Genomic DNA, 22,851 nt, shown 5'->3' with positions numbered 1-22,851 from the left:
CCCATGGCCCGCAATCTGCTCACCACGCTGGTCGGCGGCGCGGTCGTCCTGCTCGCCGCGTGCCAGTCCGGACCTGACGCCGCCGCCACACGACCAGACGCGACCGGCACTGCGGCCACCGCGACGCCGCCAGCCCACCCACAGGCCCAGACCGTCACCGGTGCCGAGCTCACCGCGCCGCGGCGACTCACGGTCCTCGCCGAAACCCTCCGCGGTACACAGGGCGACAGCATCACCAGGCTGCCCTACGAACACCTGCACACCCAGACCTGGAACCGTGCGACCAACACCATCGTCCGCACCGACCTGCGGCGGTGGCGGCACACCGGGAACCACTCCGGTCGAGACGTCATCCGCACCGCACCCGACCTGCGAGGCGTCAACCGCCAGCCCACCCGCGACGAACGGAGTCTGTTCGACAACGCCGAGCCGAGAACCATCCGCTACCGGCCAGGAGAACTGCACCCACCCCTACCCGAGACGTTCCCCACCGACGCGGACACCCTGATCGCACATCTGGTGCCACCCGAGCTGGCCGCCGAACCCGCCTACCCGAGACTGCTCGTCGACAGCGTCGTCAGACTCGCGACCGACTCCTACCTCGACCAGCAGCAGCGCGCCGCCACCCTGAAAGTCCTCGCCGCGGTACCCGGCATCACCTACCGGGGAACGACGACCGACCTCGCCGGCCGCACAGGCATGTCCTTCCAAGCGGTCGCCGACCGCTCCACGTCAACGCTGATCATCGACCCGGTCACGGGCGAACTGCTGTCCGCGGCAGAGCAGGTCGAGGGTCCCCGGCCCGGACTGTTCAAGTTCGTGCTCGTCCTCACCCGAGGCCGCACCGCCACGGACCACGACCTGCCCTCCACAACAGGATCGAAGGTTCGATGAGCACGCCGCAGGCAGCCCGCGTCAGCCGGACGGAGCCACACACCAGTGCTAGAGAGGCAGACAGGGTGGTCCCGGCCGCCGTCCGCGCGCCGGGACACGTCACCGGCGGCACCTCCGGCAGAAGGAGTCCGGCGACCAGCGGCGCAGCGCAGAGGGGACAGACGAGGGCCGGGCAACTCGTACGTCGCCTGACCCGCGCCCGCCGCCTCATCTACGACACCCTGCTCGCCGACACACGACGCCACTGGACCGTCCGAAGCCTCGCGGAAGCTGTCCCCGCCCTGACCACAAGCACCGTGCGTGACAACCTGAACCTGCTCCTGGCCGAAGGAATTCTGGAACAGATCCCGCATCAGCGCGCACTCACCGTCGCGCTCACCGAGCAGGGCGAGCAGACCCTGACGGCAGTAACACGCAGTGGCAGAGCAGCACGATTGCCACCCGGTAAGGCGCAGTAATGCCGCGCTTGGATGGCCCGACGAGCAGCGTGCTGCTTGTGCGTGACCTCACCGTCAGCTACGCGGGGGGCGCTCCAGCCCTGCACGGCGTCACCCTCCACCTGCCCAGCCCCGCAGTGCATGCGGTCATCGGCTCCCCAGGGGCCGGTAAGACGACCCTGCTGCGCACCATCGCCGGCCACCTGCAGCCCACCGCCGGTGCCATCTATCTCGACGGTCGACCGGTGACCGGCTGGCCATCAGATGCTGCCGCCCGCGCCGGCGTCGCGCTCGCCCCACAGCGACACCGGCTGACGCAGTCCCTGACCGTAGCCGAGCATCTCGCCTCGATCCGACCGCAACGCGGCCGGGCGTGGACAGTGGAAGACGTTCTGGAACTGTTCCCACCATTGACCGCGCGCATGAGCCACCGTGCGGCGCAGCTATCCAATGGTGAGCAGCAGATGCTTACCACCGCATGCGCGCTACGCACCGCACCGCGACTGCTGCTGGCGGACGAGCCGATCGAAGGTCTCGCCCCCACCGCGGCCGATCAAATCATCACCGTGCTGCGAGACCTTCCAGCCCGAGGCGTGACTGTCCTCGCCGCGCTCCCGCACGCCGGCGTCGCCGCGAAGATCGCCGACACCCTGCACGTCCTCGCCGCCGGACAACTCCTCGGCTACACCCGAGCCGCCACTGCCAGCCATGCGCTGTGCCGTCGCCTCACACTCACTGAGCCCGGCGACGGATATGCGGAGCGAGAACAGTGACCCGAAGCCCGTCTATGCCCTACTTCGTCGCAAGGCCACCCGCGCTCGGCACTGCGGTGGTGGCGGGTGTTGTGCTGGCCACCGCCACCACCGTGGCTGCGCCGCCGGCCCGGTCGGCACCTGCCGCCACGACGGCGCCCGGCTTCCGGCTCCCCCGACGGGGGGTGCGCTGTGCCTTGTGGGCTATGCCGCGCTGTCGTTGCGGGGGATGAGGTCGGCGGCGGCGTCGGCGGTGCCGCGTTCGAGTTCGATGATGACGCTGGTGTAGGTGTCGGAGGTGAGGCTGATGGTGGAGTGGCCGAGGGTTTCCTGGACTTCTTTCATGTCGGCGCCGCCGTGGCGCAGGTAGGTGGCGGCGCAGTGGCGTAGGTCGTGTAGCCGTACGGGCGGTAGCCCGGCTTTGGCGATGAGGTGGTCGAAGCGGTCGCTGATGGTTTGGGGATGCCACGGCTGGCCATCGGGGCGGACGAAGAACAAGCCGCTGTCGGGCCACTCGTCGCCGCTGACGGCCTGCCAGCGTTGGCGCATCTCGAGGTAGTCGCGTAGAACGGCGATGGTTTTCGGACCGAGGGGGATCACGCGATCCCCGGCGTCGCTTTTGACGTGACGGGTGACGGGTGTGTAGCCGACGGTGGTGATCTGTTGGACGACGGTGAGGTACCCGGCGTCGAGGTCGACGTCGTGGTCGCGTAGCCCGCACGCCTCCCCACGGCGCAGACCTCGATGCAGGATCAGCAGAAACATGGCGTAGAGGACGATGTCGTGGCGCTCCGCGCGGTCGAGGAAGCGTCCGGCCTGTGCGGGCATCCACACCATCACCGGGCTGGGGCGCTGCCCTGTGGCCTGCCAGTGCTCGACCGCTTTGGTGGTCCATACCCGTGCCTTGGGGCGGCGGGCGGCGGGTAGTTCAACGCCGAGGGCGGGGTTGGTGGGGATCAGCTTGGCTCGGACGACCGCGTCGTTGAGGGCCTTGCGCAGGGTGGCGTAGAGGCGTTGGATGCTGGCCGCTTTCATCGGCCGCACGCCCCTGACCTTCGCCCGTGTCGCGGGGTCGGTGCTGCCGCGGGCGGCGCGGATGTCGTCCTGCTGGCGGCCGATCGCGGTGAACATGGCCTCGATGTGGCCGGTGCGCAGGCTCTGGATGGGAACCTTCCCGAGGTGGGGAATCAGGTACTGGCGGATGTGGTCGGAGTAGCCGCGAGTGGTCTTTTCCGCGAGTCCACGCCGTCCCTGCAGCCATCCGGTGAGGTATTCGCCGGTGGTGGTGGGTACGGATGCGGGCACACCGGCGCGGATGCGGGCGGCGATCGTGTCGCGGTCGGGCAGCGGTGTGCCGGGCCGGCAGGCGTGGAGCAGATCTCCGACCTGCACGGCGAGGTGGTGGTCGCCGTCGGCGAGGTCGAGTAGCGCGCGGGCGTGACGCAGTTCGGTGGTGGCGGCGTCGCGGCTGTCGAAGCCGGAGCGGCGTAGCTGTCGGCGGGGCTGCGCGGGCCGGATGGGTAGTTCGACCTGGTAGCCCCACACGCCGTGGGTGGGGTGCCAGCCGCCGCCGGGGCGGCGGAGTTTCGGGCACCGGCTGCCGAGCCGCTTGCCGGTGTCGGGGTCGGTGCAGGTGCAGCGTTTGGTGAGTGCCCCTTCGGGGCTGCGGGCGCGGGTCACGGTTCGGCCTTTCCGTCGCCGCCGCTGTGCGGCGGGTCGATGCTGCTGATTTCCCGCTGGTGATCGACGCTTGGCATGCCGCCCGGCGTCAAGTCGCCCAGGGACGGCTGTAGGCCGAGGGCGGTGAGGATGCCGGCCACGGGCACCTTGTATCGGGTGCCGGCGCGGATGACGGCAACGGGGAAGTCGCCGGTGCGGGCGAGTTCGTAGGACAGGGCCCGGCCGAGGCCGAAGATGCGGCCGGCGGTGGGTAGGTCGGTGATCGCGCCGAGAGCACGGATTCGTTCCTCGGTCCACACCTGCCTACCGCTGCCGGTCGTAGGGAAAGCCCTGCGAGGGTCGCTGTTGTGGCTGGTCACGGTGATTACTCCTGACATGGGTTGTAGAGGGGCGTTGAGCAACTGAGACGAACTGCTGCTCGGTTCACAGGCGTCGTGTCATCGGTAGCGGGCTGTGCTGGCGTCCATTGGCGCGATCGCGTACCGGCACGGTGTGAGTCGACGTCGGAGGTGATGGCTGTCCCGTTCTGGTGGGGCCGAGGTAGTGGTGACGAGGCGAGGTTGTTCGCGCGCCCCGCCGGCTAGTACGGCAGCCGCCGTTTGAGATGTTGCTGGTGAGGTGGGGTGGACGCGAGGCGGCCACCGCGTGATCGTCTGTGCGTTGTGGACACAACATCAGATCTGGCGGTGGCCGCAGGCGACAGCGTAGACCCTGCTTTGTGGGAGCGGGTCATGGCCGGGGTGCTCGGGTGTTTCGCGGGGCGGTTCGGGCGGGTGGAGCCGCGTCGGTGCGCGGCGGCGTTCGTGACGGGGCTGCTGACTGAGCTTGAGGTCAAGACGTGCTGGCAGTTGGCCGAGCAGGCCGGACACGCCCGGCCCGACGGGATGCAGCGGCTGCTGTACCGGGCAGTGTGGGACGCCGATGCCGTGCGTGATGACCTGCGGCAGCTGATCGTCGGCCGGTTCGGTGGCCCGGATGCGGTCCTGGTCGTGGACGAGACCGGTGACCTGAAGAAGGGCGTGCATTCGGTCGGGGTGCAGCGCCAGTACACCGGCACGGCGGGGCGGATCGAGAACAGCCAGGTGGGGGTGTTCCTGGGCTACGCCGGCTCCGACGGGCATACCCTGATCGACCGACGGGTGTATCTGCCGGCGTCATGGACCGACGACCGTACGCGGTGCCAGGCCGCCGGCGTGCCCGACGAGGTCGGATTCGCCACCCGTTCGGAGCTGGCCGCCGACATGATCACCGCCGCCCTCGACGCCGGCGTGCCCGCGGGGTGGGTCGCCGCGGACGAGGCATACGGCAACAGCGCCGCGTTCCGCGCCCACCTGCGCCACCACCAGCTGGGCTACGTCCTGGCCGTGTCGCGCAGTCACCTGGTGCCCCTCGACGGCGGCAGGACCAGAGTCCGCGCCGACCGCATCGCCGTCAACCTGCCCAAGACGGCGTGGCAGCGCCGCAGCGCCGGCTCCGGATCCAAGGGCCCCCGCTACTACGACTGGGCCTGGCTCGACGACGTGTGCACCGACGCCGACCCCGACGACGCAGGCCGGCACAGCCTCCTGATCCGCCGCAACACCACCACCGGCGAGCTGGCCTTCTACCGCTGCTGGACTCCGAAGCCGGCCACCCTCGCCCAACTCGTCCGCGTCGCCGGGATCCGCTGGACCGTCGAAGAGAGCTTTCAAGCCGCCAAAGGCCAGGTCGGCCTGGACCAGCACCAGGTCCGCCGCTGGGACTCCTGGCACCGGTTCACCACCCTCGCGTTAGCCGCCCTCGCCGTCCTGGCGATCTGCGCAGCCGACGCGGCCCGCCACGACCCTGCCGACACCGGACTGATCAAGCTGACGGTCAACGAAGTCCGCCGTCTGATCAACGCCAGCATCATCCGCCCGATCAGCAACCTCGCCCACCGTTTGCGCTGGTCACAGTGGCGGCGCCGGCATCAAGCCCGAGCCCGACGATCCCACTACACACGCCGCCTCAACCTCGAACTTCAGCCATGATCCCGAACGGCGGCTGCCGTACTAGATCGCCGAATGGCGTGGCCCTCAGAGGCGGCGCAACAAAATGCTGCGATGGCTCTGCGAGCCCTTACTCCTGTCAGCCACCACACGCACCGAGGCGCCGGCCTGCAACGGAGAGCAGGGTGTCCGGCCTGTGGTTATGGATGCCGGACAGGCTTCTCCTTTGCACGAGCGGGTGCCGGGGCGGCGGATTGCGCCGCCGCTCCCGGCCGGAAATGGTCATCGGGGATGTTGGGGAACGGCTTAGCTTGGGGCGTGCCACCGCTGGCGGCCGATGTGCCCTGTGCCGTGATCGGTACGAGGCCGGCTCGGTCGGGACCAGCCTGGTGCTGGCGGGCGGGTGGCGACGATGCGCCATCCGGCCGCCCGCAGGCTGGCTCCGGACTCGCCCTGCTGGGTGTAGGTGAGCAGGCGTCGGTAGCCGAGTGCTCGTGCGGCCCGCCACGCCGCCGCGTACAGCAGCGAGTTCGCGTTGCGGCTGCCGTCGGTGGCGACCCTGGTCACCTCCAAGGTCAGGCCGTCGTCGAGCATCCGGGCGACCGGACGCCCGACGACGGCGACGCCGACCAGGACGCCGTCCTCGTTGGCGGCTCCGATGCTGAATTTGTGTCCGCGCGGCGGTCGGTGGTGCCGGTGCCAGTCGTGCACGAACGCGCACGCTTGGGCGAAGGTGACGGGCACGGTCCGTAGGCTCATCCGCTCTCCTCGCTCGACGAGTCGGGCAGGTGCGGATGGAGCCGTTTCAGCGCCTGGTCGTGGAACGAGGCGTTGATGTCGACACCGACGTAGCGGCGGCCGAGCTGGAGCGCGGCGACCCCGGTGGTGCCGGCGCCACCCGTGGTACGCACACGTTCCAGACAGCCCTGACGCCATTTGGCCTGCAGGAATGCGCGAGACCTTGGTTCCGCGACTCTTTCGGTTCTGGCCCGCATCTTTAGGCGGCACCTGGAAGTTCAAAGGGGTGTCGAAGGGATGCACGCGGTGATGAACGGACGTCCGGGACTGCGACTGGTCCAGGGAACTGCGGCGGTCGCGGTGACGGCTTGCGAGACCGAGGAGCCGTTGGCGTTTCAGGCACGGTGTGTCGGTGGCTGGGTGTCCAGCATGGTGGCGCGCAACTTCAGCGCGCTCACGATCGAGAAGGACAATGCCGCTCTGGACCGGTTTCTGGGATTGGCGGGTCGGCCGGCGTGGGAGTTGACCCCTGCCGACGTGGATCGGGTGGTGGAGGCGTTGGTCGCCCGGGGCACCGGGGCGGTGACACGTCGTGACTATGTTGGAACGTTTCGACAGTTCTTCCGCTACCTGCTGGCCCGGCATGCTGCTGAGATCGAGCAACGGTTCGGGGTGCGGCTGCAGGATCCGATCGACGAGTTCCACGCCGGCCGGCATGTGGACGACGCGACCGAGATCGTGCCGCCGACGCCCGAGCGTATGGACGACTTCTTCGCGTTCATCCGTACGCAGATGGGCGTGGTCCGCAAGTGGGCGCCGTGGGCGCGGGACTATGCGCTATACCGGACCTTGTACCACGCCGGTCTGCGGGCGTCCGAGGCCACCAAACTCGAGATCCGCGACGTGCACTTCGACCGCGGCCCCTTCGGGAAGCTGCACGTGCGGTTCGGTAAGGCAGCCAAGGGATCGGGGCCACGCCCGCGCTGGGTGCCGATGCTCGACGACCTGCATCTGATCCTGCGCTGGTACTTGTCCGATGTGCGGCCCCGCTTCCGCAGGAACGAGCCGATGCTGTTCTGCGACGAAGGTGGCGGCCTGCTCAGCAGCGGAACCGTTCGCAATCGGTTGAAGTACCTGCTGAAGGTGGAAGGACGCGAACACGAGGTGGGGTTCAGCCCGCACGCACTCCGCCATGCCTGCGCCACCCGCAACTACGAGCGTGGCGTCGACCTGGTGGCCATCCAGCAGATGCTCGGTCATTGGCATGTCGGAACGACGATGGGTTACGTGACGCCGTCCTCGACGTTCATCGAGGACGCCTACCGCAGCGCGGTCGGCGCCGCGTTGAACGACTTGACCGGCGATCTCGGCACGAGCAAGGAGTAGTGCCATGCGAATTCGGTGGAGACTGCGTATGGCAGCCGCCCAGCGAGAGGTGTGGACAGGAGCCCAGCTACGCCGGCTGCTGATCGACAGGGCCGGCCACGAATTGTCTTCTGCGTCGATCTCCGCGTTGATGACCAAACAGCCCAACCAGGTGAAGCTGGAGACTCTCGCCGCCCTGTGCACCGCGCTGCAATGCACGCCGAACGATCTCATCGAGATCGACACCACGCCCGCGACCCAACCGGTTATGTCGGCGCAGACGCAGCCGGTCGCCCGAGCAGTCGGTGAGCAGGTCAACCCGGCCGGCCGAACCCCGCCGCCGTTCTGACCATGACCAGACCCAGCGACGTCCGGCGTGAGGGTGTGTGCAGCGGCTGCAGCGCGGCCGGCATCTTCGCCGTGCAACGGTGCCGCAGATGCTACGACGCGGCCGACGTCACCATCACCTGTTCGCGTTGCGGCGTCGAGACTCGCACCGTCCCGGGAAGGCTGCGGCTGTGCACCGATTGCCACGATCACGAACCGCAGCGGCTGTGGGGATGGCTGGGCAACCGCGTGTCGGTCCGCAACGGACAGCTGCCGACGTGGTTCTTCACCGCCGCGACGGAATGGGTGGCAATGGCGCACGCCAAAACGGTGATCAGGCACCTGTTGCTCATCGAACGACTGATCCTTACCGGCATCTGCCGCCCAGACGACCTGATCACGACCTTGCGTGTCGAGCCCGGAAGCCGACGCACCGCCGCGATGCTCGGTGACTTTTTCACCCGCCACCGCGTACGCGCCGACAGCACCGACACCGAAGTGCAGTCATGGAGACAAGGGCGGCTTGACCGCTTGCCGCCCAGACTCAGACCCGCCGGCCGGCAGTTCGTCGACTACCTGGTCGTTCAACAGCGCCGCGCCCGGCTCTACGGCGGGGCCAGCCTCAGCGACACCACGATCGCCCACCGCATCAACGTCCTGCTCCAGCTCGCCGATTACCTCGATGCCCGGGTCATCGACGACTGGGCTGCCGTGACCGCCGAGGATCTGGAGGGGTTCCTCACCGCCAACGCCGCCCAGCGCATTCCGGCGCTGCGCGCCTTCTTCGCCTTCGCCCGACGTCGGAAGATCACTCTGATCAACCCGGCCGCCGACCTGCGCCGCAGCCAGCGCAAGGGGTACGCCGGTTTGCTGATCGAACCTGCCCGCCAGCGGCAACTACTAAACCGGTGGCGGCGAGAGGACACCGACCCACGCGAACGCGTGGTCGGCCTGTTGTGCCTGCTCCACGCGGCCACCAACAGCGACCTTCGCATGCTCACCCTCGACGACATCGACCTCGACCAGGCAACTGTTCGACTGCGCAATCGCCGCCATCCGGTGCCGCTCGACCCGCTGACCATCGACGCGATCCGCTCCTGCCTGCAGCAGCGCTCGACCACAGCGCCCGACAACCGGTTTCTGCTCGTGACACACCAGAGCCGGCAGCACAACAAGCCCTGCTCCATCGGCTTTCCCGTGCGGATCCTGACGACGGTCTCCCTCACGCCTCAGGTCCTGCGTCAGACCAGGCTGTCCGATCTCGCCCAGCGCGCCGACCCGCGCATGCTGGCCGCAGCCATCGGAATCACCAGAAAGGCAGCCCTGCACTACACGATCGGCAACGTCCATCGTGCCGAACTCGCCTTTCCAGAAGCCGGCGATCAGACACGGCCGCACGATCTCGACCAAGAACGACAGCATCCGTCGGACCGCCGAGCCCAGTAAAGCGTGCTTTGACACGACGATCTGCAGCCCACCGCGATAGCCCGCCTGGCACGCGCACGCAAAAGACGGCAGGAGAACGCCACAGGGCCCCGCAGCGACATCGTGACCCGGCACTGAACGGACGGCGATCACGAAGCCCGAGGTTCGCACCGTCGCTAATCGCATCTGCGCGCTGCCAGCAACGGAAACCGGGAGCGCTCAGTTGATGGCGACCGTAGCGCCCGACACGAATCGCCATCACCTTACTGTGATGATCCGAACACGCAAAAGCGCAAGTTGCGACCTTCGGAGCAAACCTCGCCTACCCGCCCTACGGGGTCGCGCCAAACACCGCCACGGTCTAGCTTCGGCGGCAGGTTGTCCGTCTCTCCGACGGAACGAGCCGTCGGAGAGACGGACAGTTCGCAGCCCGGGTGCGCCAACACCCCGGCCGCAATCGCCCTCATTCCTATCCAGAGGAGAATCCATGAGGACACGAACCAGACTACTCGCCAGCACAGCGGTCGCCATTCTCGTCGTGACCGCATTGGCGAACCCGGCGAGCGCCAGCCCGTCGCTGCGTGACCCGTCGCTCGCCTCGTTCCAGGGGCGCACCATCGACCTGTCCAAGAGCTGGCAAGGTGCCCAGGTCTGCGCCGTCCTGTCCCGCAGCGAGGTGCGCTGCTACGCCACGAACGAGCAGGCAACCGCCGACTTGGCCCCTCGCATCAGCTCGACCGGCACGACACGGTCCGCCGGTCCCATCGGCACCTTCGCGTGGAATGGTTGCGACAACAGCTGGATCTGCATCTGGGAGCATGCGAGCTTCCAGGGTCGCAAGCTCCAGTTCAACGACGAGTACTGGCACGACCTGGACGAGTGGGGCTTCAAGGACCAGACCTCCTCGTGGACCAACAACCAGGGCGGCAGTTGGACCGGGTGCTCGGGCAGCGACAACGGCACCCTTGGCGACGGGGCGGGCGACAACCGCAATATGGGTGCCTGCACCGCGTCGGCGAACCTCGGCAGCTACAACGACAGGGCCGAGCACATCCACGGCTGACGTGCTGACCTGAGCGGCACCGCCTCGACCCTCGGGTGGGTGGCGTCTTCGGCGCCACCCACCCGAACGCTGTCAACGCGGCATTGCGGCGTACTCGGCGACCAGGTAGGACCGGTAACTGATTACCGCAGGTATGGTCACGTTCAGCTTTCCCGCCGTCGTGGTCAACATCTCCTCATACCCCAGCAGCGCGCCGGTGCCGGAATCGACGATCACGGTGTACTGGGCAGGCAGGCCGTGAGCGTCTGACACGATCGAGAACGCCTCCCCGGGACGCCCAGCCCGGTCCGTGACGCTCCCGCTCACCGTGACGCCCGGAAGGTCAGCGAGCAGCCGGAGTACCGCAGCGCGCTGCGCCGGGTTCAGCAACCGCACACCGGCGAGCTCGGCGACGTCCTCCAGATACTGCACCGGCGCTTCGTGCGCCGAGGCACCCGCCGTCAGCCACTGCCGCAGTACCCCGGCGTCCGTCGGTACCGAACCCTGGAAGCGGCTGTAGAAGCCACCGGTGGTGAAGTCGCGCACCTCCTCTGAGGAGTCGATACGGCCACCTCCCCGCTGCCACTCCCGCCGGTCGGCGTCAGTCCGGAACGTCGGCGGCAGTTCCTTCTTGACCATCCGCCCGGCGTCGTCATCGGTTCGCCAGGACCGCCACTGCTGCGGCACCACAGCAGACGTCGTCCGGCCGCCGGAGATCGACGAGTTCAGGAACCAGTTCGTCGACTCCAGGTACTCCACCGTCCCCGCCGGCTGCTGGGCTGCCGGCTGTGCCGCCGCCAGCGCGGCCAGGCGTCGCAACCGGGCGCTGGCCGGCTCCTCGCTCACGGGCGGCCCGTAGTTCAGGATCGCCGGCGTAGCCGCGAACGCTGGCTGCGGCTGCCGGAACGTCTCCAGCGCCACCCCGCCAGCCGCCACCGCCAGGACCACCGCGCCGGCCGCCGCCAACACGAAACGGCGCCGCGGATGCCCTAGCCTGACGCTGCCCACAGCGCGATCAGAGGCAAGGATGCGGCCCAGATCCCGCACGCGGCTGTTCTCGTCGGCTGGACGGACGTGTCGTGCTGGATCCAGTCCGCCCAGCAGCTGGCGCACCTCATTGACGGCCTTCATCTCATGTACCCCAATTCGACATCGACGGCGTCGCCCGCGTTGCCCGCTGCACCCCGTCACCCACCACGTCCAGTTGCATTCGAAGCCGGCGGCGAGCCCGCATCAGCCGCATCGCACACGTCGCTCGGGACTGGCCGAGAGCGACCGCAGCCTCAGCGACACTCAGCCGTTCCCAAGCCACCAGCCGCAAGATCTCTTGATCCGCGGCGGACAGCCGGCCGAACGCCACCGCGACGTCACGCTGGCTGACCACCTCGTCCGCATGATCCACACTCACCGACCGGCCCGGCTCCGCCGCGACCCTCAGCGCCAGTTCCTGCCACCGCCGCTGGCCCCTGGCCTCGTTCGACAGCACCAGACGAGCCACCCCGTACAGCCACGGCAACGCCGACCCTGCCGGAACGTCACGCAGACGTCGCCACGCGACGAGGAAGACCTCGGCAACAACATCACCGACGTCCGACCCGCCGACCCGCCGAGCGACGTACCGCCACACGTCCCCGTAATGACGCTCGTACAGCTCGGTGAACTGCTTCTCCGCGACGTCCATGGCACCTCCTACCGTGTTTATGTCCGGCACCAGCCACAACGTCACACCCAGCAACGAACGAATCACCCGATAGCGCCTGCCTGGGCGGCCAGCAGGGGCAGCGCCGGTTGCCGACGTCGGCGCTCCGAGGTTTCGATCGGCAATCTCCTGCCGCATCCTGACGTCGACCGGTGGCTGGGAGTTCGGCGCCTTCCTGATGAACCAGGCTGGAGCTGCCGCCTTTCTCCACCTCGATCGAGTAAAGCCGCTGGTGATGCCGCGGCGGCTGCGTCGCCTCAGTCCTCGCACCTGGTCGTGCGGCGAGGCCGCACGATGCCGGGTACTGCAGTAGCGAAGAGTCCGGCCCCAGTGGTTCGTGGTCGATGCCAGCGGGGCGGGCGACGCGCTCCTCCCGGCGCTGGCCGTGGCATCGTCGCGGCGCTCGCCGCTGCCACGGACTGCACGTCGGCAGTCGGGCTGTCCGATTTCACGGGGCACCGGTACCGCACGACACACGCCGTGGCGGCATGTGCGGCCTTAGCATGGCGACATCCCGCCTGCCCCTCTCCACGGGTCCGACACGTCGGGCGTGAGGCCGCGCAGGCCGCGCCCGGTGGCTCGGTCTTGGCCCGCGGTGACCGCATCGCGCTCTACAGGCAACCAGGCCAACAACGCCGATGCCGACGCGAACGAGCGATGCAAGACGTGTCGGCGTTGTCGTAGTGCAGCGGCAGCGGCCACAGGTCGTTGCTGACGCGCTCCCACCACAGGCGGTGGACGGCATCAGCCGCATCGGCTCCAGCAACGAGTCGATGTCGCGGTAGCCGTACTCGAATCCGTGACGCGGGCGTGGTCCCAGTCCTCGCTCGTCGCCGTAACCGAACAGCAGCGCCGCGGAGCGGGCCAACTCCAGCCCTACCGCCCGGATGCGAAGGCGATCCCGGTCGAGCAACGCCGACACCAAATCCTGATCCCACAACACTTTCAGATGTGGAAATCGCCGTACGTGGAGCAGAAGGCTGCACCACCTGTGGACGGAAGGCAGCAACTCGCACACCTTGGGTGGAATGTGTGCGTTTTGGAGAACGGATCCAGGACCAGTCCCTGTCGCGGGCAGCCGGCCGCGATGGCCCGTAGCGGCAGGTCGACGGGAAACGGCGCTACGTGTGACCCGCGGTAGGGGCGTGTCGCGATCCGCCACACGTCTCCGGGATTGCGCCCGCTCGGGTGGGTCGCGGTGTGGGCGTGACCGAGCGGGACGAGGTTGCCTCGCCCGGCCCGTGGCTCGACGCCGACGTCGCCGGCGCGGTACTTGCCGGCGCCGTAGGTGGTGTTGCCCCGGCGACGGGCGGTGGCGTCGACTCCGCCGCTGTGGCCTTTACGCGCGCCGCCGAAGACGCGGGTGCCGTCGGCGGCTTCCGGCCGAGCCAGTGGTACCCGGATCGGGTCCAGGTTGAAGTAGTAGGAGTGGGATTTGGTGAGGAGAAACAGCAGTTCGTAGGTGGTGGATAGGCGGTCGCGCACGGACTCTGGCATCGGGTTGGTCTTGGACCAGATGATCGCGTTGCGTAGCCACCATTGGCGTGACTGCGGGGTGAACGCGACCCGCCAGGGCACCCCGACGAGGTTCTTCGCTGGGAGGGCGTCTTGCGCCCGCGGGCGTGGTGGTCGGAGCCCTCCCGGCTGTGGGCGGCCGGCCATCGGCGCCCCACCGGAGGCGCTGCTGTAGCAGTCGCCGAGGTTCACCCAGCAGGTGCCCGCTGGTGTGAGGATCCGTCTGGCCTGGTCGAAGACCGCGACGAGGTGGTCGAGGTAGTCGTCCAGGGTCGCTTCCAGCCCGTACTGCGGGTCGATCCATCGGGCCCGGCAGGCGGGGCAGGTGCTGCCGTTGACGCGGCGAACGCGCCCGGTCCGGTGCGGACAGGCGGGATCACCGCCAGCCCAGGCGCCGGTGCCGTAGTCGCGCAGACCCCAGAACGGTGGGCTGGTGACGATGCAGTCGACGCTGGAGTCCGGCATTGCTGACATCACCCGGGCGGCGTCGCCGAGATACAGGGTGACGGGACCGGACCGGTGGTACTCGTAGCCGGACAGTCGGCCGGCGGGCATCGTGTCGCTCATGCGGGCACCTGCCATCGGTTCGGGCACAGCAGCAGCCGCAGCGCGGTCGCGGCTTGTTGTGGGAGGACGCCGTTGCCGAGCACCCGTAACGCGGCGGTGCGCGGTAACCCGAGCGTGGGGTCGGTGACGTGACCGGCGTTCAGACCCATGAGCCACTCGACGAACGGTGGCGCGAGGACCGGCTTGCCGTGCGTGCCGACCTGTGTGGGCGTCGGTGCGGGCCGGCCGATGAGCAGTTCCCAGCGGGCGACGGCGGCGGCGTAGACGCCCCACCGCCGCTCATCGAGGCGCCCCAGGCCGCCGGTGAGGTCGGCGACGGTGGTGCGCAGGTCGGCGCCACCGTCGCCGTGCCGTCCGGGACCACGCGCGTCGGACGCGCGTGGGGTCGGCAGGGTACGCCCGGGTACCCGCACCGCCGCCGATGGCAGGGTCAGGTCCCCGTGTGAGCCGCGTTGTCCTGGGCAGCCTTTCGTGCCGTCGGTGGCTTTCGGGGTGGGTAGCAGCACCTGCGACAGTGGCGGGCGGAACCCGGCGCCGGCCCGCCGCCCCGCGGTGCCGGTGTCGCTGGCGCGCGGGGTCGGTAGCAGGGGGCCGGGCACGCCCGCAGCCGAGTGACCGCTGGCCGCCGCCGACGGCGGTGGGGCCTGGGGTTTCGGGGGTTTCCCGCCGTGGTGGGGCCGGTAGCCGTGGACCGCTGATTCGAGGGTTGGTCTCCAGGTGTCGCGGTGGGTGCCGCTCATGTAGCCGGTGCCGCCTGCGGCGGTCGGGGTGGGCAGGAGTTGCCCGGCGACGCCGGCCAGGCTCGGCCGGCGTGCCGCGCCCGCCGACGGGGACCGGTTCGACCCGTAGGGCTGTGCGGTGGGTGTGGGGAGCAGGTGGTGGCGGGTGCCGCCCGGTTCGATGACGTCGGGTAAGCCGTGCTGGTGGCCGGGGCCTTTGCCGTCACGGGCGCAGGGAGTCGGCAACGTCCGCATCCCCTCGTTCGGTGGGGGTTGCCAGCAGGAACAGCCGGTCGCGTCGGTGGGCGGCGCCGATGTCGGATGCGCGTAGGCATAGCCAGCTCGTGTCGTACCCGATCTCGGCCAGGTCACGGTGGACGACGTCGAAGCCGCGCCGCAGGAGTGCGGCGACGTTCTCCACGAACAGCAGGCGCGGTCGAAGAACGCGAACGGCTGCGGCGACGTGTGTCCAGACGCTGGAGTGCTCCCCGGTGATGCCGGCCCTCTTGCCGGCGTTGCTGATGTCCTGACAGGGGAATCCGGCGGTGACGATGTCGACCGGTGCGACTCTGGCCCAGTCGACGGTGCGGATGTCACCGAGGTTCGCGACGTCGGGCCAGTGGTGGCGCAATACGGTGACGGCGTGCCGGTCGGTCTCGGCGTACCAGGCGAGACGGCCGCCGAGCACCAGTTCGACGGCCAGGTCGAGGCCTCCGTAACCCGAACAGACCGATCCGATCCGCGGTCCGTTGGTATGCGCACCGCTCACGCCACCTCCCGCTGTCCCGCGTCGGCCGGAGCCGAGTTCGGGACGTCGTGCGGGCACGTCCACGGCCCGCACCCCGGCGTGTCCGCCGCCTGCGTGCGTGGGCGCAGCACCACCTCGTCGAGAGGCACCCGCTGCCGGTGCAGGAAGAACTGCCCGCGCAGCGGATGCCCGGCCGCGTTGGCCCGCGCGGAGCCGTTACGGATCGCATGGTCGAACGCGACGGCGTCCGCCCACTCGGTCGGACTGTTCTCGCGAAGCGCGAGCCAGAAACCGTCGTCGTGGAACGGGCACCCCACACACGACGAGCGCGGGGTGTCCCCGAGACCCTGCTGGTGGAGGTAACGCAGGCAGTCCTCGCGTCGCCAACCGAGATCGAGCAAAGGGAAGACGTTGCGCATGTAGCCGACATCGGCATCGCGGGCCCGGCCGATCTCGTCCAGGCTGATCCCGATCGCGATGTCCGCCCGTACGCCGGCCGGTACCCGGGCCGGGTGTGGGTAGCCGAGCCGTCGCCGAACCTCGACCTTGATGGGTTTGATCTTGTATTCGCCGGTGCACTGTCGCCGGGCCATGCCACGCTCGCCGTTCGGTCCGAGCGTGTACAGGGGCATGCTGGCGAAGCGGTGCGTCGGGTCGAGAGCGTCAGCCCGGATGTCACCGGTACGGACGCGCACGATCTCGATGCCGACCTGGTCGGCGATCTCCGTCAGCCGGTCCAGATGCCGGTAGACGGCGGCCGGCTCCCACGAGGTGTCGGCGAAGATCGCCGCGTCGAACCCAGTAATGTCGCCCTGGGCTGCCAACAGCAGAAGCGTCGAGCTCTGCACCCCGGCGCCGAGAGACAGCAGTCGAGTCGTCGGTGCGGTCATCGGGCCTCACCCTCCCCCGGGGGCTGGGGGAGCGGCTTGGCCAGGACGATGACGTCTTCGTGGGCGATCAGGTGCATCGGCACCCCGGCGGCCCTCGCCTTGCGTACGGCGGAGAGTTGGAAGAAGCTCGGCCGGGCGATCAGCCGTCCGCCGCGGACGGCGGCGAGCAGCGCCACGCACCGCTCGATCGGGACGAGGCCGGCGGCGGTCCCGGCGCCGATGACCGCGGACGGCAGGTCGACCAGTTCGCCGCGTTTGCGCCAGGGCCGGGCGGTGACTACGACGATCCCGCCGGGGGTGAGCAGGGTGGCGCAGCCGGCGAGGATCTCGGCGAATCCCTCGGCGAGGCCGGGCAGGTCGCGGTAGGCGAGGTTGCCCTTGTCGGTGCCGTCGTTGTAGGTGTTGTCGGACTTGTGCACCCCGGCGCCGGCTTGCGGGCGGACCAGTCCGTGCACGGTCGGCCCGTACGGCGGTGAGGTCACCACCAGGGACACCCGTCCGGCCAGCGCGGCCGGCAACAGGCTGGTGATGCGGGTGGCGTCGCCACGCACCACCGACGCCCGCCCGGTGGCGCCCTGGGTATGGGCGTGGGCGATGTTGGCGTCGGCGATGTCGCTCCACGTGCTCTCGTACTCGACGCCGATGGCGTCCCGGCCGAGATGCGCGGCCTCGACCAGGGTGGTGCCGATGCCGCACATCGGGTCGAGCACGAGGTCGCCGGGTGAGGTGTAGGAGTCGATGGCGTGCGCGGCGATCGCCGGCAGCATCCGCGCCGGGTGCCGGACCGAGTCCGGCACGTACCGGCCGCGGCGCTGCACCGGCCCGGTCAACTGGGCGGTCGCCCACACCGACAGGCCCTGCGGGCCGGGAGCAGCCCGGCGGTGTCCGTGGGGGCTGGCGCTCGTGGCGGAGGCAATCGTGGGCTGGTTGGTGGAGTCGTTGTCGTCCGGGTCGGGTGCGGCGATCGGGGTGATGGGCCTAGGCACGGGCGTCACCACCCCGTCGGCGCCGCGGCGTGGGCGGCTGGGTCTGGCTGAACACGAAACAGTCGGCGTGCACCCGCAGATGCGCGACCGCCCACCGCTGGCCGTCCTCGCCAGCCGTGAGAGCGAGCAGTTCCTCGTCGCTGGCGAAGTAGGTGAACTGGTCGCCGTCGGCCTCGGCGGCGACGGCGACGATGTGCTGCAGGTAGCCGAGCCCGGCGGCGGAAGCCGCCGCGACCAGGGGTCGGAAGTCCTCCGGAGTGGTAGGCGTGCCGGCCCGGGTGCCGACCACCAGGACGAGGCAGCCGCCTGGGCGCAGCAGCCGCGCGCACGCGGCGAGCAGCCAGGCCAGGCGGACACGGTTGGCCGCGTCACCCGAGCGGTCCAGGGGCCAGCAGGCGACCACCAGGCTGGTGACGCCGGCGACGCTGGCGTCCGCGTCCGCGCTCGGGGGCGGGGCGGGGACCGGCGGGCGACCCGGCGGGATGGTCGGGTCGGTGAGGTCGTCGCCGAACCAGGCGGCCAGGTCGGGCGGCTCCGGCCCGTCCGGGTCGGCCCCGGTCGCCTCGTCGAGGCCGGTGTCGGTCTCGCCGTCGGGTTGGGTGCCCCGCGGGGTGGCCGGGCCGATGATCAGCGAGGCCGTGTCGGTGAACCACGCTGTGTGGTGCCGGCGTTGTCCGCGCTGGCAGGCGGCGGTCAGGGTGTGGCCGTCGGTGAGGTCGACGACCGCCTCGCCGGGCCGGCTGTACGCGGATATCAGTCGGTAGGCCAGGCGGGCGGGAACGCTGGTGGTGGGGTCGTCGCCGCGGGCGGTGCGCCACACGGTGATCGGCACCGGCGGGTCGCCGGCAACCAGATCGACCAGGAGAGTCGGGTCGGCGCTGCCGGTCTGGGCCGGGTCGCCGTGGGGCTGCGGGGTGTGCGGTGTGGATCGACTCATGCGATGTCGGCTCCGCGCCGCGCCGTGATGCGCTGACACCCACCAACCGGGGTTTGTCAGACCTGGCGAACACCCCGGACTCTGACAAGCGTCCTCGGTGTCTGACAAGGCGCCCGCAAGGGCATGACAGCTCGGTTTGTGTCCTGATACCTGGCTGACGTGCCGAGCGCACGGCGGGCGACGGCATGGATCTCAGCGACCCGCACTGTCAGATCCGCCGGAGTCTCTCTCGCGGCGCCGGACCGGTCGTCACGCTCTGTATCGCGGTGACGGAGCGGCGGAAGGCGTCGGCAGGCTCGGACACCGTGTGGCCGCCGGATGTCGCGGCGACGCTGGCACCTGCCGATGGGCGGGCGCCGGGTGGCGGGCGCGGCAGTTCGGTATTGCCGCGGCACCTCCGGCAGTTCGGCACCTGGCAGTCTGTCGGCACTTTCCGGCGACTCGACAGCACCGCGGCAGTCCCGGCTGTCCGGCGGTGCCGTGTCGCAGTTCGGCAGTTCGGCAGTTCGCCTCACATCCTCGGCCGGCGCGCTCGGCCACCCGGCCGCGACGCGCCGCTGGCGTCGGTCGCGGCGCTGGAGGCCGGGCTATGTCCATCGCTCCGGTCGCCCGAGCAGCACGTGAACGCCGGCCGCGCGAAGGCGCCGGGCGAGCAGCTCGGCGCCTGTCCGCCGTCCACCTCCACTACGTCCGGAGCAACTACGCCGCGACGGAACCTCGGATGGCAGGACCGTTGTTCTTTCGTTCGGGAAGAGGGTTGTCAGAGCCTTGTCAGATCGCGGTCTCGGATCACGGTGAGCTTCCCGCAGCGTTGTCAGTTTTCCCACGCCCACTGAACGGGTCGGCCCTCCAGGATCGGCGGTGGAGGACGGTCAGGTTACGGCGAGCCTGACAAGGCAGCTCACGACCATCACCCCACTCTGAAAGGATTCCTGACAATCGATTCCTTGTCATATTTCCAATTCTGACAGTGAATGCCTTGTCAGATTGGGTGAGCGTTTCGCGTGGGCAGCGGGCATTCCCGTTGACCTGCTTCGTCAGACCGTTGTGAGGGGGCTGTGGCGCACTGGGTGCTGTTCGCCGTTCCTGCGGCACATCCCTGCTGCCTTTGGTTTGGAGCCCCATCCGATGAGCGAGTCCGACCTTCGTGACGACTGGCCGGCGTCCGCGCTGCGGGCCGCCGACAAGGCGTTCGCGGCGCTGACCGTCGACCCGGCGCCACTGACCCTCGACTGTGCCGTGCTCACCGGTGCCGGCCCGCCCGGCACTACCGGCTCGGCAGGCACCGGCACTACCGTGTCCGGCACTCGCGGCACCGCCGATTCCGGCACTGCCGAATGTGGCACGTCCGTGTTCGCCGGCGGTGCCACAGCCGCTGCCGGATGCGCCGGCAGCACCGCCGGTGATTTCGGCGCGGCGGCACCTACCGGCACTGATCTTGATTTGCCGCCCGGTGAGGTGCCGTTGCCGGTACTGCGGGACTGGTTGATGGCGCATCCGAGCGCTTACGCCGCCCGTGACGCTGTGTGGCGGGAGCTGATCCGCCGCGCCCGGCAGGGCCGACCGGAGTGGGTGATCGCCGCCGTCGGGATGGCCATGCCGGCGCTCGTGGCCATGGCCGGCAGCCTCGCCGCCGGGTACCACGGCGACCCGGCCGACATCGACGCGGAGATTCTCACCGGATTCTTGGAGGGCTTGCGCGGCGGCGTGGACCCGGGCCGCGACGCTCCGCACGCCAGCCTGTGCTTCGCCGCGTGGCGCGCCGGGCGGGACCTTCGCCTGGCCCAGCGGGAGTACCCGCTCGTCGACGACATCGAGCACGCCGTCGCCGAGTCCCGCCTGCCGCGTCACCCGTACGGGCACGTCGACCTGTTGGTGTACCGGGCCGAGGCTCTCGGGGTCATCGACGGCGAGGACGTCGAGCCGTACATCGCGATCCGCCTCGCCCGGCGCACTCCCGCCTTGGTCGCCGAGGGACTGGGTATCGAAGTGGATGTGCTGCGGATGCGCCTCAACCGGGCCGACACCCGGCTGGCGTGGGCGCTCGACGTCGGCCTTCTAACCGGTCCGCTGTCCCCGCGGCTGCGCGACGAGTTGGCCCGACGTCACGACATCCGCGCCAAGATCCGGGCCGGTAAGGCCGGCCCGCGCCACCGTGTGAGCTCCGCCGCTGCGGCGGCCTGACGACGCATTCCCCTGCTCGGGCCCGGCGTGACCATCGCGCCGGGCCCGAACCATGCCCACCACCCGGCGCCGCTCCCACCCCGAAACCCGCTACAGGGCGACAGGCGCCGCGGACGCGGCCGACTGCCCGAGCGGGCCGCCGGACGCGGGATCCGACCAGAGTGACAACGCATTCGACAGGCACGAGCACAGCGCCGGTTCACGCCCGCACCGGGTAGACACCTATCGCCCTCGATACGCCAGTCCGCCTGCCCTGTGAGATCCACGGGTGCCCTGTCAGATCTCTGGGTGTTCGCCATGTCTGACAAAGCCCGGTTGGTGGGTGCAGTGGTTTCCCGCCGGCGCCATCGATGGCCCGGGCCCCGGGGGACGCTGCCCGCCGTCGGGCTAGTGGGAGGCACGCGCGTGTCGTGTGGCCCCGGGTGCCGCGCCCCTTTTGATGCGCTGACACCACATCGAAACCGCCAAACCCATGAGGGAGGACGAGCTCCTCCCGGGGATTTCCCCACGCGGTTCGCCCGTTCACCTCCCGCCACGCCCGGCGGCGGTTCCTACCCGTCTTCCGATATTCGCCCCAGCGCGCACCCTTTGCAGGTGCGGCGCGGGGCGGGAGGTGAGAGTCCCAATGTCACGCACGCGACTTCCGCGCGCCCGCACGTTCCTGTCCCGCCGCGCCGTTACGCGGCGCCGCACTCCGCGCCGGGCCGGCGCCGTCGCCGTTCATGTGGTCACCGTCGCGATCCTGGTCGCCGTGCCCTCCGCCGCGTTGGCGGACCCGGGCACCCCGGTCTATCTCGCGGCCAACTCGTTGCCGCAGGTCATCGCGAACATCCAGACCTGGATCATGGGGATCCTGGGCGCGGTGGCCACGCTGTTCCTGGTCCTTGCCGGGGTCTACTACGCCACCGCGGGCGGTGACCCCGCCCAGGTCGACAAGGCCAAGGGCGCCTTGAAGAACGCGCTGGTGGGCTACGGCCTGGCGGTGCTCGCGCCGGTGCTGCTGCAAATCGTCAGAGGCATCGTCGGGGGCTGAGGCATGGGCTGGCTGTTCCCGGTCGCCGACATCCTCGAGGCGGTCATGCGGTGGGTCGCCGCGGCGATCCTCGCGTGCTTCGACGCGGTCCTCGGCGCGATCGCGAGATTCCTGTTGATCACACCTGACGTGACGGGCCTGCCGCAGGTGCGGGCCCTCACGGGCCGTGCCACCTGGATCGTGGACACGGTCTTCGTCCTCGCGTTCGTCACCGCCGGGATCCTGGTCATGGTTTCCGGCGGCGACGAGCGGTCCCGCTACACGGTCAAGGACCTTGCCCCACGCCTGGTCGTGGGGTTCGTCAGCGCCCACTTCTCCCAGCTGCTGTGCGGCATGGCCATCGGCGTGGCGAACGGTCTGACCGAGGCGTTGTCCGAACCCGGCCACAGCCCCGACGGGGCGTTCACCGCGATCAACACGCACGTCCACGCCGCCGCCGCGGAAGGATCGGGGCTGCCGGCGCTGCTGTTCGCGGTCATCGCGCTGCTCATCACGGTGCTGCTCGCCATGACCGCGTTCAGCCTGATCGTGCGGCTGACCACCCTGCTGGTCCTCACCGCTGCGGCGCCGCTCGCCCTGGCCTGCCACGCGCTGCCGCAGACCGACGGCCTGGCCCGGTTGTGGTGGCGCGGCTATACCGGCTGCCTCGCCACGCCGGTGCTGCAGGCGCTGATGCTGCAGGCCGGGCAGTGGATGCTGCTCGACCCGCGGCACATGCTGCCCGCGCTGGGGCTGCCCGCCGAACCGGGACCGGTGCTGAACCTGTTCGTGGTCATGGTGCTGCTCTGGTACACGGTCAAGATCCCCGGCCTGGTCGGCCGGTACGTGTCCCAGTCCGGGCGCAACACCAGCTTCCTCGGCGCGGTCGTGCGCGTCGTGGTCGTCCAGCAACTGTCCAGGGCCGTTCCCGGCCTCGGCCGAGCGCGGGTGATGGCCCGATGACCGA

Annotated in this window: 23 protein-coding genes; 11 read left to right on the top strand and 12 right to left on the bottom strand. The window is 69.8% G+C overall.

The features are described 5' to 3' along the window. The first annotated feature begins 3 nt into the window (after window positions 1-3). The 3 genes from KBX00_RS00405 to KBX00_RS00395 all read left to right on the top strand — a co-directional run bounded on the left by KBX00_RS00405 (window position 4) and on the right by KBX00_RS00395 (window position 2,104). On the top strand, window positions 4-894 hold the full coding sequence (locus KBX00_RS00405; protein WP_301547109.1) for a hypothetical protein: 891 nt from the start codon (window positions 4-6) through the stop codon (window positions 892-894). A 296-nt stretch (window positions 895-1,190) separates the two neighbouring features. Then, window positions 1,191-1,352 (top strand): hypothetical protein, encoded by a 162-nt coding sequence (locus tag KBX00_RS00400; protein WP_210822022.1) that lies wholly within the window; start codon window positions 1,191-1,193, stop codon window positions 1,350-1,352. Between the two features lie 38 nt (window positions 1,353-1,390). Next, window positions 1,391-2,104, top strand: a complete 714-nt coding sequence (locus KBX00_RS00395) for an ATP-binding cassette domain-containing protein (RefSeq protein WP_210822020.1) — start codon at window positions 1,391-1,393, stop codon at window positions 2,102-2,104. Window positions 2,105-2,287: 183 nt separating this feature from the next. Here the strand turns inward: KBX00_RS00395 and KBX00_RS00390 are convergent, their stop codons facing one another. Both KBX00_RS00390 and KBX00_RS29000 read right to left on the bottom strand, forming a co-directional pair. Next, window positions 2,288-3,763, bottom strand: coding sequence for a tyrosine-type recombinase/integrase (locus tag KBX00_RS00390; protein ID WP_210822018.1), 1,476 nt, complete (start codon window positions 3,761-3,763; stop codon window positions 2,288-2,290). Continuing rightward, a complete protein-coding gene (locus tag KBX00_RS29000; protein WP_301547107.1) occupies window positions 3,760-4,062 on the bottom strand; it encodes a hypothetical protein in 303 nt (100 codons plus the stop codon). Before KBX00_RS29000 ends, KBX00_RS00390 begins: the two co-directional genes overlap by 4 nt. A gap of 432 nt (window positions 4,063-4,494) precedes the next feature. Here KBX00_RS29000 and KBX00_RS00380 point away from each other — a divergent pair, with 432 nt between their 5' ends. Continuing rightward, window positions 4,495-5,772 carry an IS701 family transposase gene (locus KBX00_RS00380; protein WP_210822016.1) on the top strand — a complete coding sequence of 426 codons (1,278 nt, stop codon included), beginning with the start codon at window positions 4,495-4,497 and terminating at the stop codon, window positions 5,770-5,772. Between the two features lie 264 nt (window positions 5,773-6,036). Here KBX00_RS00380 and KBX00_RS00375 read toward each other — a convergent pair whose 3' ends face one another. Both KBX00_RS00375 and KBX00_RS00370 read right to left on the bottom strand, forming a co-directional pair. Continuing rightward, window positions 6,037-6,489 (bottom strand): XF1762 family protein, encoded by a 453-nt coding sequence (locus KBX00_RS00375; RefSeq protein WP_210822014.1) that lies wholly within the window; start codon window positions 6,487-6,489, stop codon window positions 6,037-6,039. Continuing rightward, window positions 6,486-6,641 carry a DNA methyltransferase gene (locus tag KBX00_RS00370; RefSeq protein WP_301547106.1) on the bottom strand — a complete coding sequence of 52 codons (156 nt, stop codon included), beginning with the start codon at window positions 6,639-6,641 and terminating at the stop codon, window positions 6,486-6,488. The genes KBX00_RS00375 and KBX00_RS00370 overlap by 4 nt, the downstream gene beginning before the upstream one ends. 256 nt (window positions 6,642-6,897) lie before the next feature. On the opposite strand from KBX00_RS00370, the gene KBX00_RS00365 reads away from it, so the two are divergent. From KBX00_RS00365 to KBX00_RS00350, 4 genes are all read left to right on the top strand, one after another. Then, window positions 6,898-7,854, top strand: coding sequence for a tyrosine-type recombinase/integrase (locus KBX00_RS00365; protein WP_301547164.1), 957 nt, complete (start codon window positions 6,898-6,900; stop codon window positions 7,852-7,854). Window positions 7,855-7,882: 28 nt separating this feature from the next. Continuing rightward, complete coding sequence (locus KBX00_RS00360) at window positions 7,883-8,182, top strand: helix-turn-helix transcriptional regulator (RefSeq protein WP_210822010.1); 300 nt, start codon at window positions 7,883-7,885, stop codon at window positions 8,180-8,182. Between the two features lie 2 nt (window positions 8,183-8,184). Further along, window positions 8,185-9,606, top strand: a complete 1,422-nt coding sequence (locus KBX00_RS00355; RefSeq protein ID WP_210822008.1) for a hypothetical protein — start codon at window positions 8,185-8,187, stop codon at window positions 9,604-9,606. Window positions 9,607-10,072: 466 nt separating this feature from the next. Beyond that, window positions 10,073-10,648 carry a peptidase inhibitor family I36 protein gene (locus KBX00_RS00350; protein ID WP_210822006.1) on the top strand — a complete coding sequence of 192 codons (576 nt, stop codon included), beginning with the start codon at window positions 10,073-10,075 and terminating at the stop codon, window positions 10,646-10,648. 72 nt (window positions 10,649-10,720) lie between these two features. Here KBX00_RS00350 and KBX00_RS00345 read toward each other — a convergent pair whose 3' ends face one another. The 8 genes from KBX00_RS00345 to KBX00_RS00310 all read right to left on the bottom strand — a co-directional run bounded on the left by KBX00_RS00345 (window position 10,721) and on the right by KBX00_RS00310 (window position 18,688). Next, window positions 10,721-11,758, bottom strand: a complete 1,038-nt coding sequence (locus KBX00_RS00345; RefSeq protein WP_210822004.1) for a CU044_5270 family protein — start codon at window positions 11,756-11,758, stop codon at window positions 10,721-10,723. 1 nt (window position 11,759) lies between these two features. Then, a complete protein-coding gene (locus tag KBX00_RS00340; protein WP_210822002.1) occupies window positions 11,760-12,308 on the bottom strand; it encodes an RNA polymerase sigma factor in 549 nt (182 codons plus the stop codon). A gap of 963 nt (window positions 12,309-13,271) precedes the next feature. Next, complete coding sequence (locus KBX00_RS00335) at window positions 13,272-14,408, bottom strand: site-specific DNA-methyltransferase (protein WP_301547105.1); 1,137 nt, start codon at window positions 14,406-14,408, stop codon at window positions 13,272-13,274. Next, window positions 14,405-15,382, bottom strand: a complete 978-nt coding sequence (locus KBX00_RS00330) for a hypothetical protein (protein ID WP_301547104.1) — start codon at window positions 15,380-15,382, stop codon at window positions 14,405-14,407. The genes KBX00_RS00335 and KBX00_RS00330 overlap by 4 nt, the downstream gene beginning before the upstream one ends. Further along, window positions 15,351-15,896, bottom strand: coding sequence for a DNA cytosine methyltransferase (locus KBX00_RS00325; RefSeq protein ID WP_210822001.1), 546 nt, complete (start codon window positions 15,894-15,896; stop codon window positions 15,351-15,353). Before KBX00_RS00325 ends, KBX00_RS00330 begins: the two co-directional genes overlap by 32 nt. After that, window positions 15,893-16,765 carry a hypothetical protein gene (locus KBX00_RS00320; protein ID WP_210821999.1) on the bottom strand — a complete coding sequence of 291 codons (873 nt, stop codon included), beginning with the start codon at window positions 16,763-16,765 and terminating at the stop codon, window positions 15,893-15,895. Before KBX00_RS00320 ends, KBX00_RS00325 begins: the two co-directional genes overlap by 4 nt. Beyond that, window positions 16,762-17,682, bottom strand: coding sequence for a DNA methyltransferase (locus tag KBX00_RS00315; RefSeq protein WP_307867965.1), 921 nt, complete (start codon window positions 17,680-17,682; stop codon window positions 16,762-16,764). Before KBX00_RS00315 ends, KBX00_RS00320 begins: the two co-directional genes overlap by 4 nt. Window positions 17,683-17,743: 61 nt before the next feature. Then, window positions 17,744-18,688 (bottom strand): hypothetical protein, encoded by a 945-nt coding sequence (locus KBX00_RS00310; RefSeq protein ID WP_210821997.1) that lies wholly within the window; start codon window positions 18,686-18,688, stop codon window positions 17,744-17,746. A 1,128-nt stretch (window positions 18,689-19,816) separates the two neighbouring features. Between KBX00_RS00310 and KBX00_RS00305 the strand changes: the two genes are divergently transcribed. The 3 genes from KBX00_RS00305 (at window position 19,817) to KBX00_RS00295 (ending at window position 22,847) form a co-directional block, all read left to right on the top strand. Next, complete coding sequence (locus KBX00_RS00305) at window positions 19,817-20,872, top strand: hypothetical protein (RefSeq protein WP_210821995.1); 1,056 nt, start codon at window positions 19,817-19,819, stop codon at window positions 20,870-20,872. A 625-nt stretch (window positions 20,873-21,497) separates the two neighbouring features. Beyond that, window positions 21,498-21,905: a pilin gene (locus tag KBX00_RS00300; RefSeq protein WP_210821993.1), complete on the top strand. Its 408-nt coding sequence runs from the start codon at window positions 21,498-21,500 to the stop codon at window positions 21,903-21,905. Between the two features lie 3 nt (window positions 21,906-21,908). Beyond that, window positions 21,909-22,847, top strand: coding sequence for a conjugal transfer protein TrbL family protein (locus KBX00_RS00295; RefSeq protein WP_210821991.1), 939 nt, complete (start codon window positions 21,909-21,911; stop codon window positions 22,845-22,847). Window positions 22,848-22,851 lie beyond the last annotated feature (4 nt).

The organism is Micromonospora sp. C95, assembly GCF_018070465.1.
Lineage (GTDB): Bacteria > Actinomycetota > Actinomycetes > Mycobacteriales > Micromonosporaceae > Micromonospora.
This window is presented reverse-complemented; position numbering and strand designations above follow the sequence as displayed.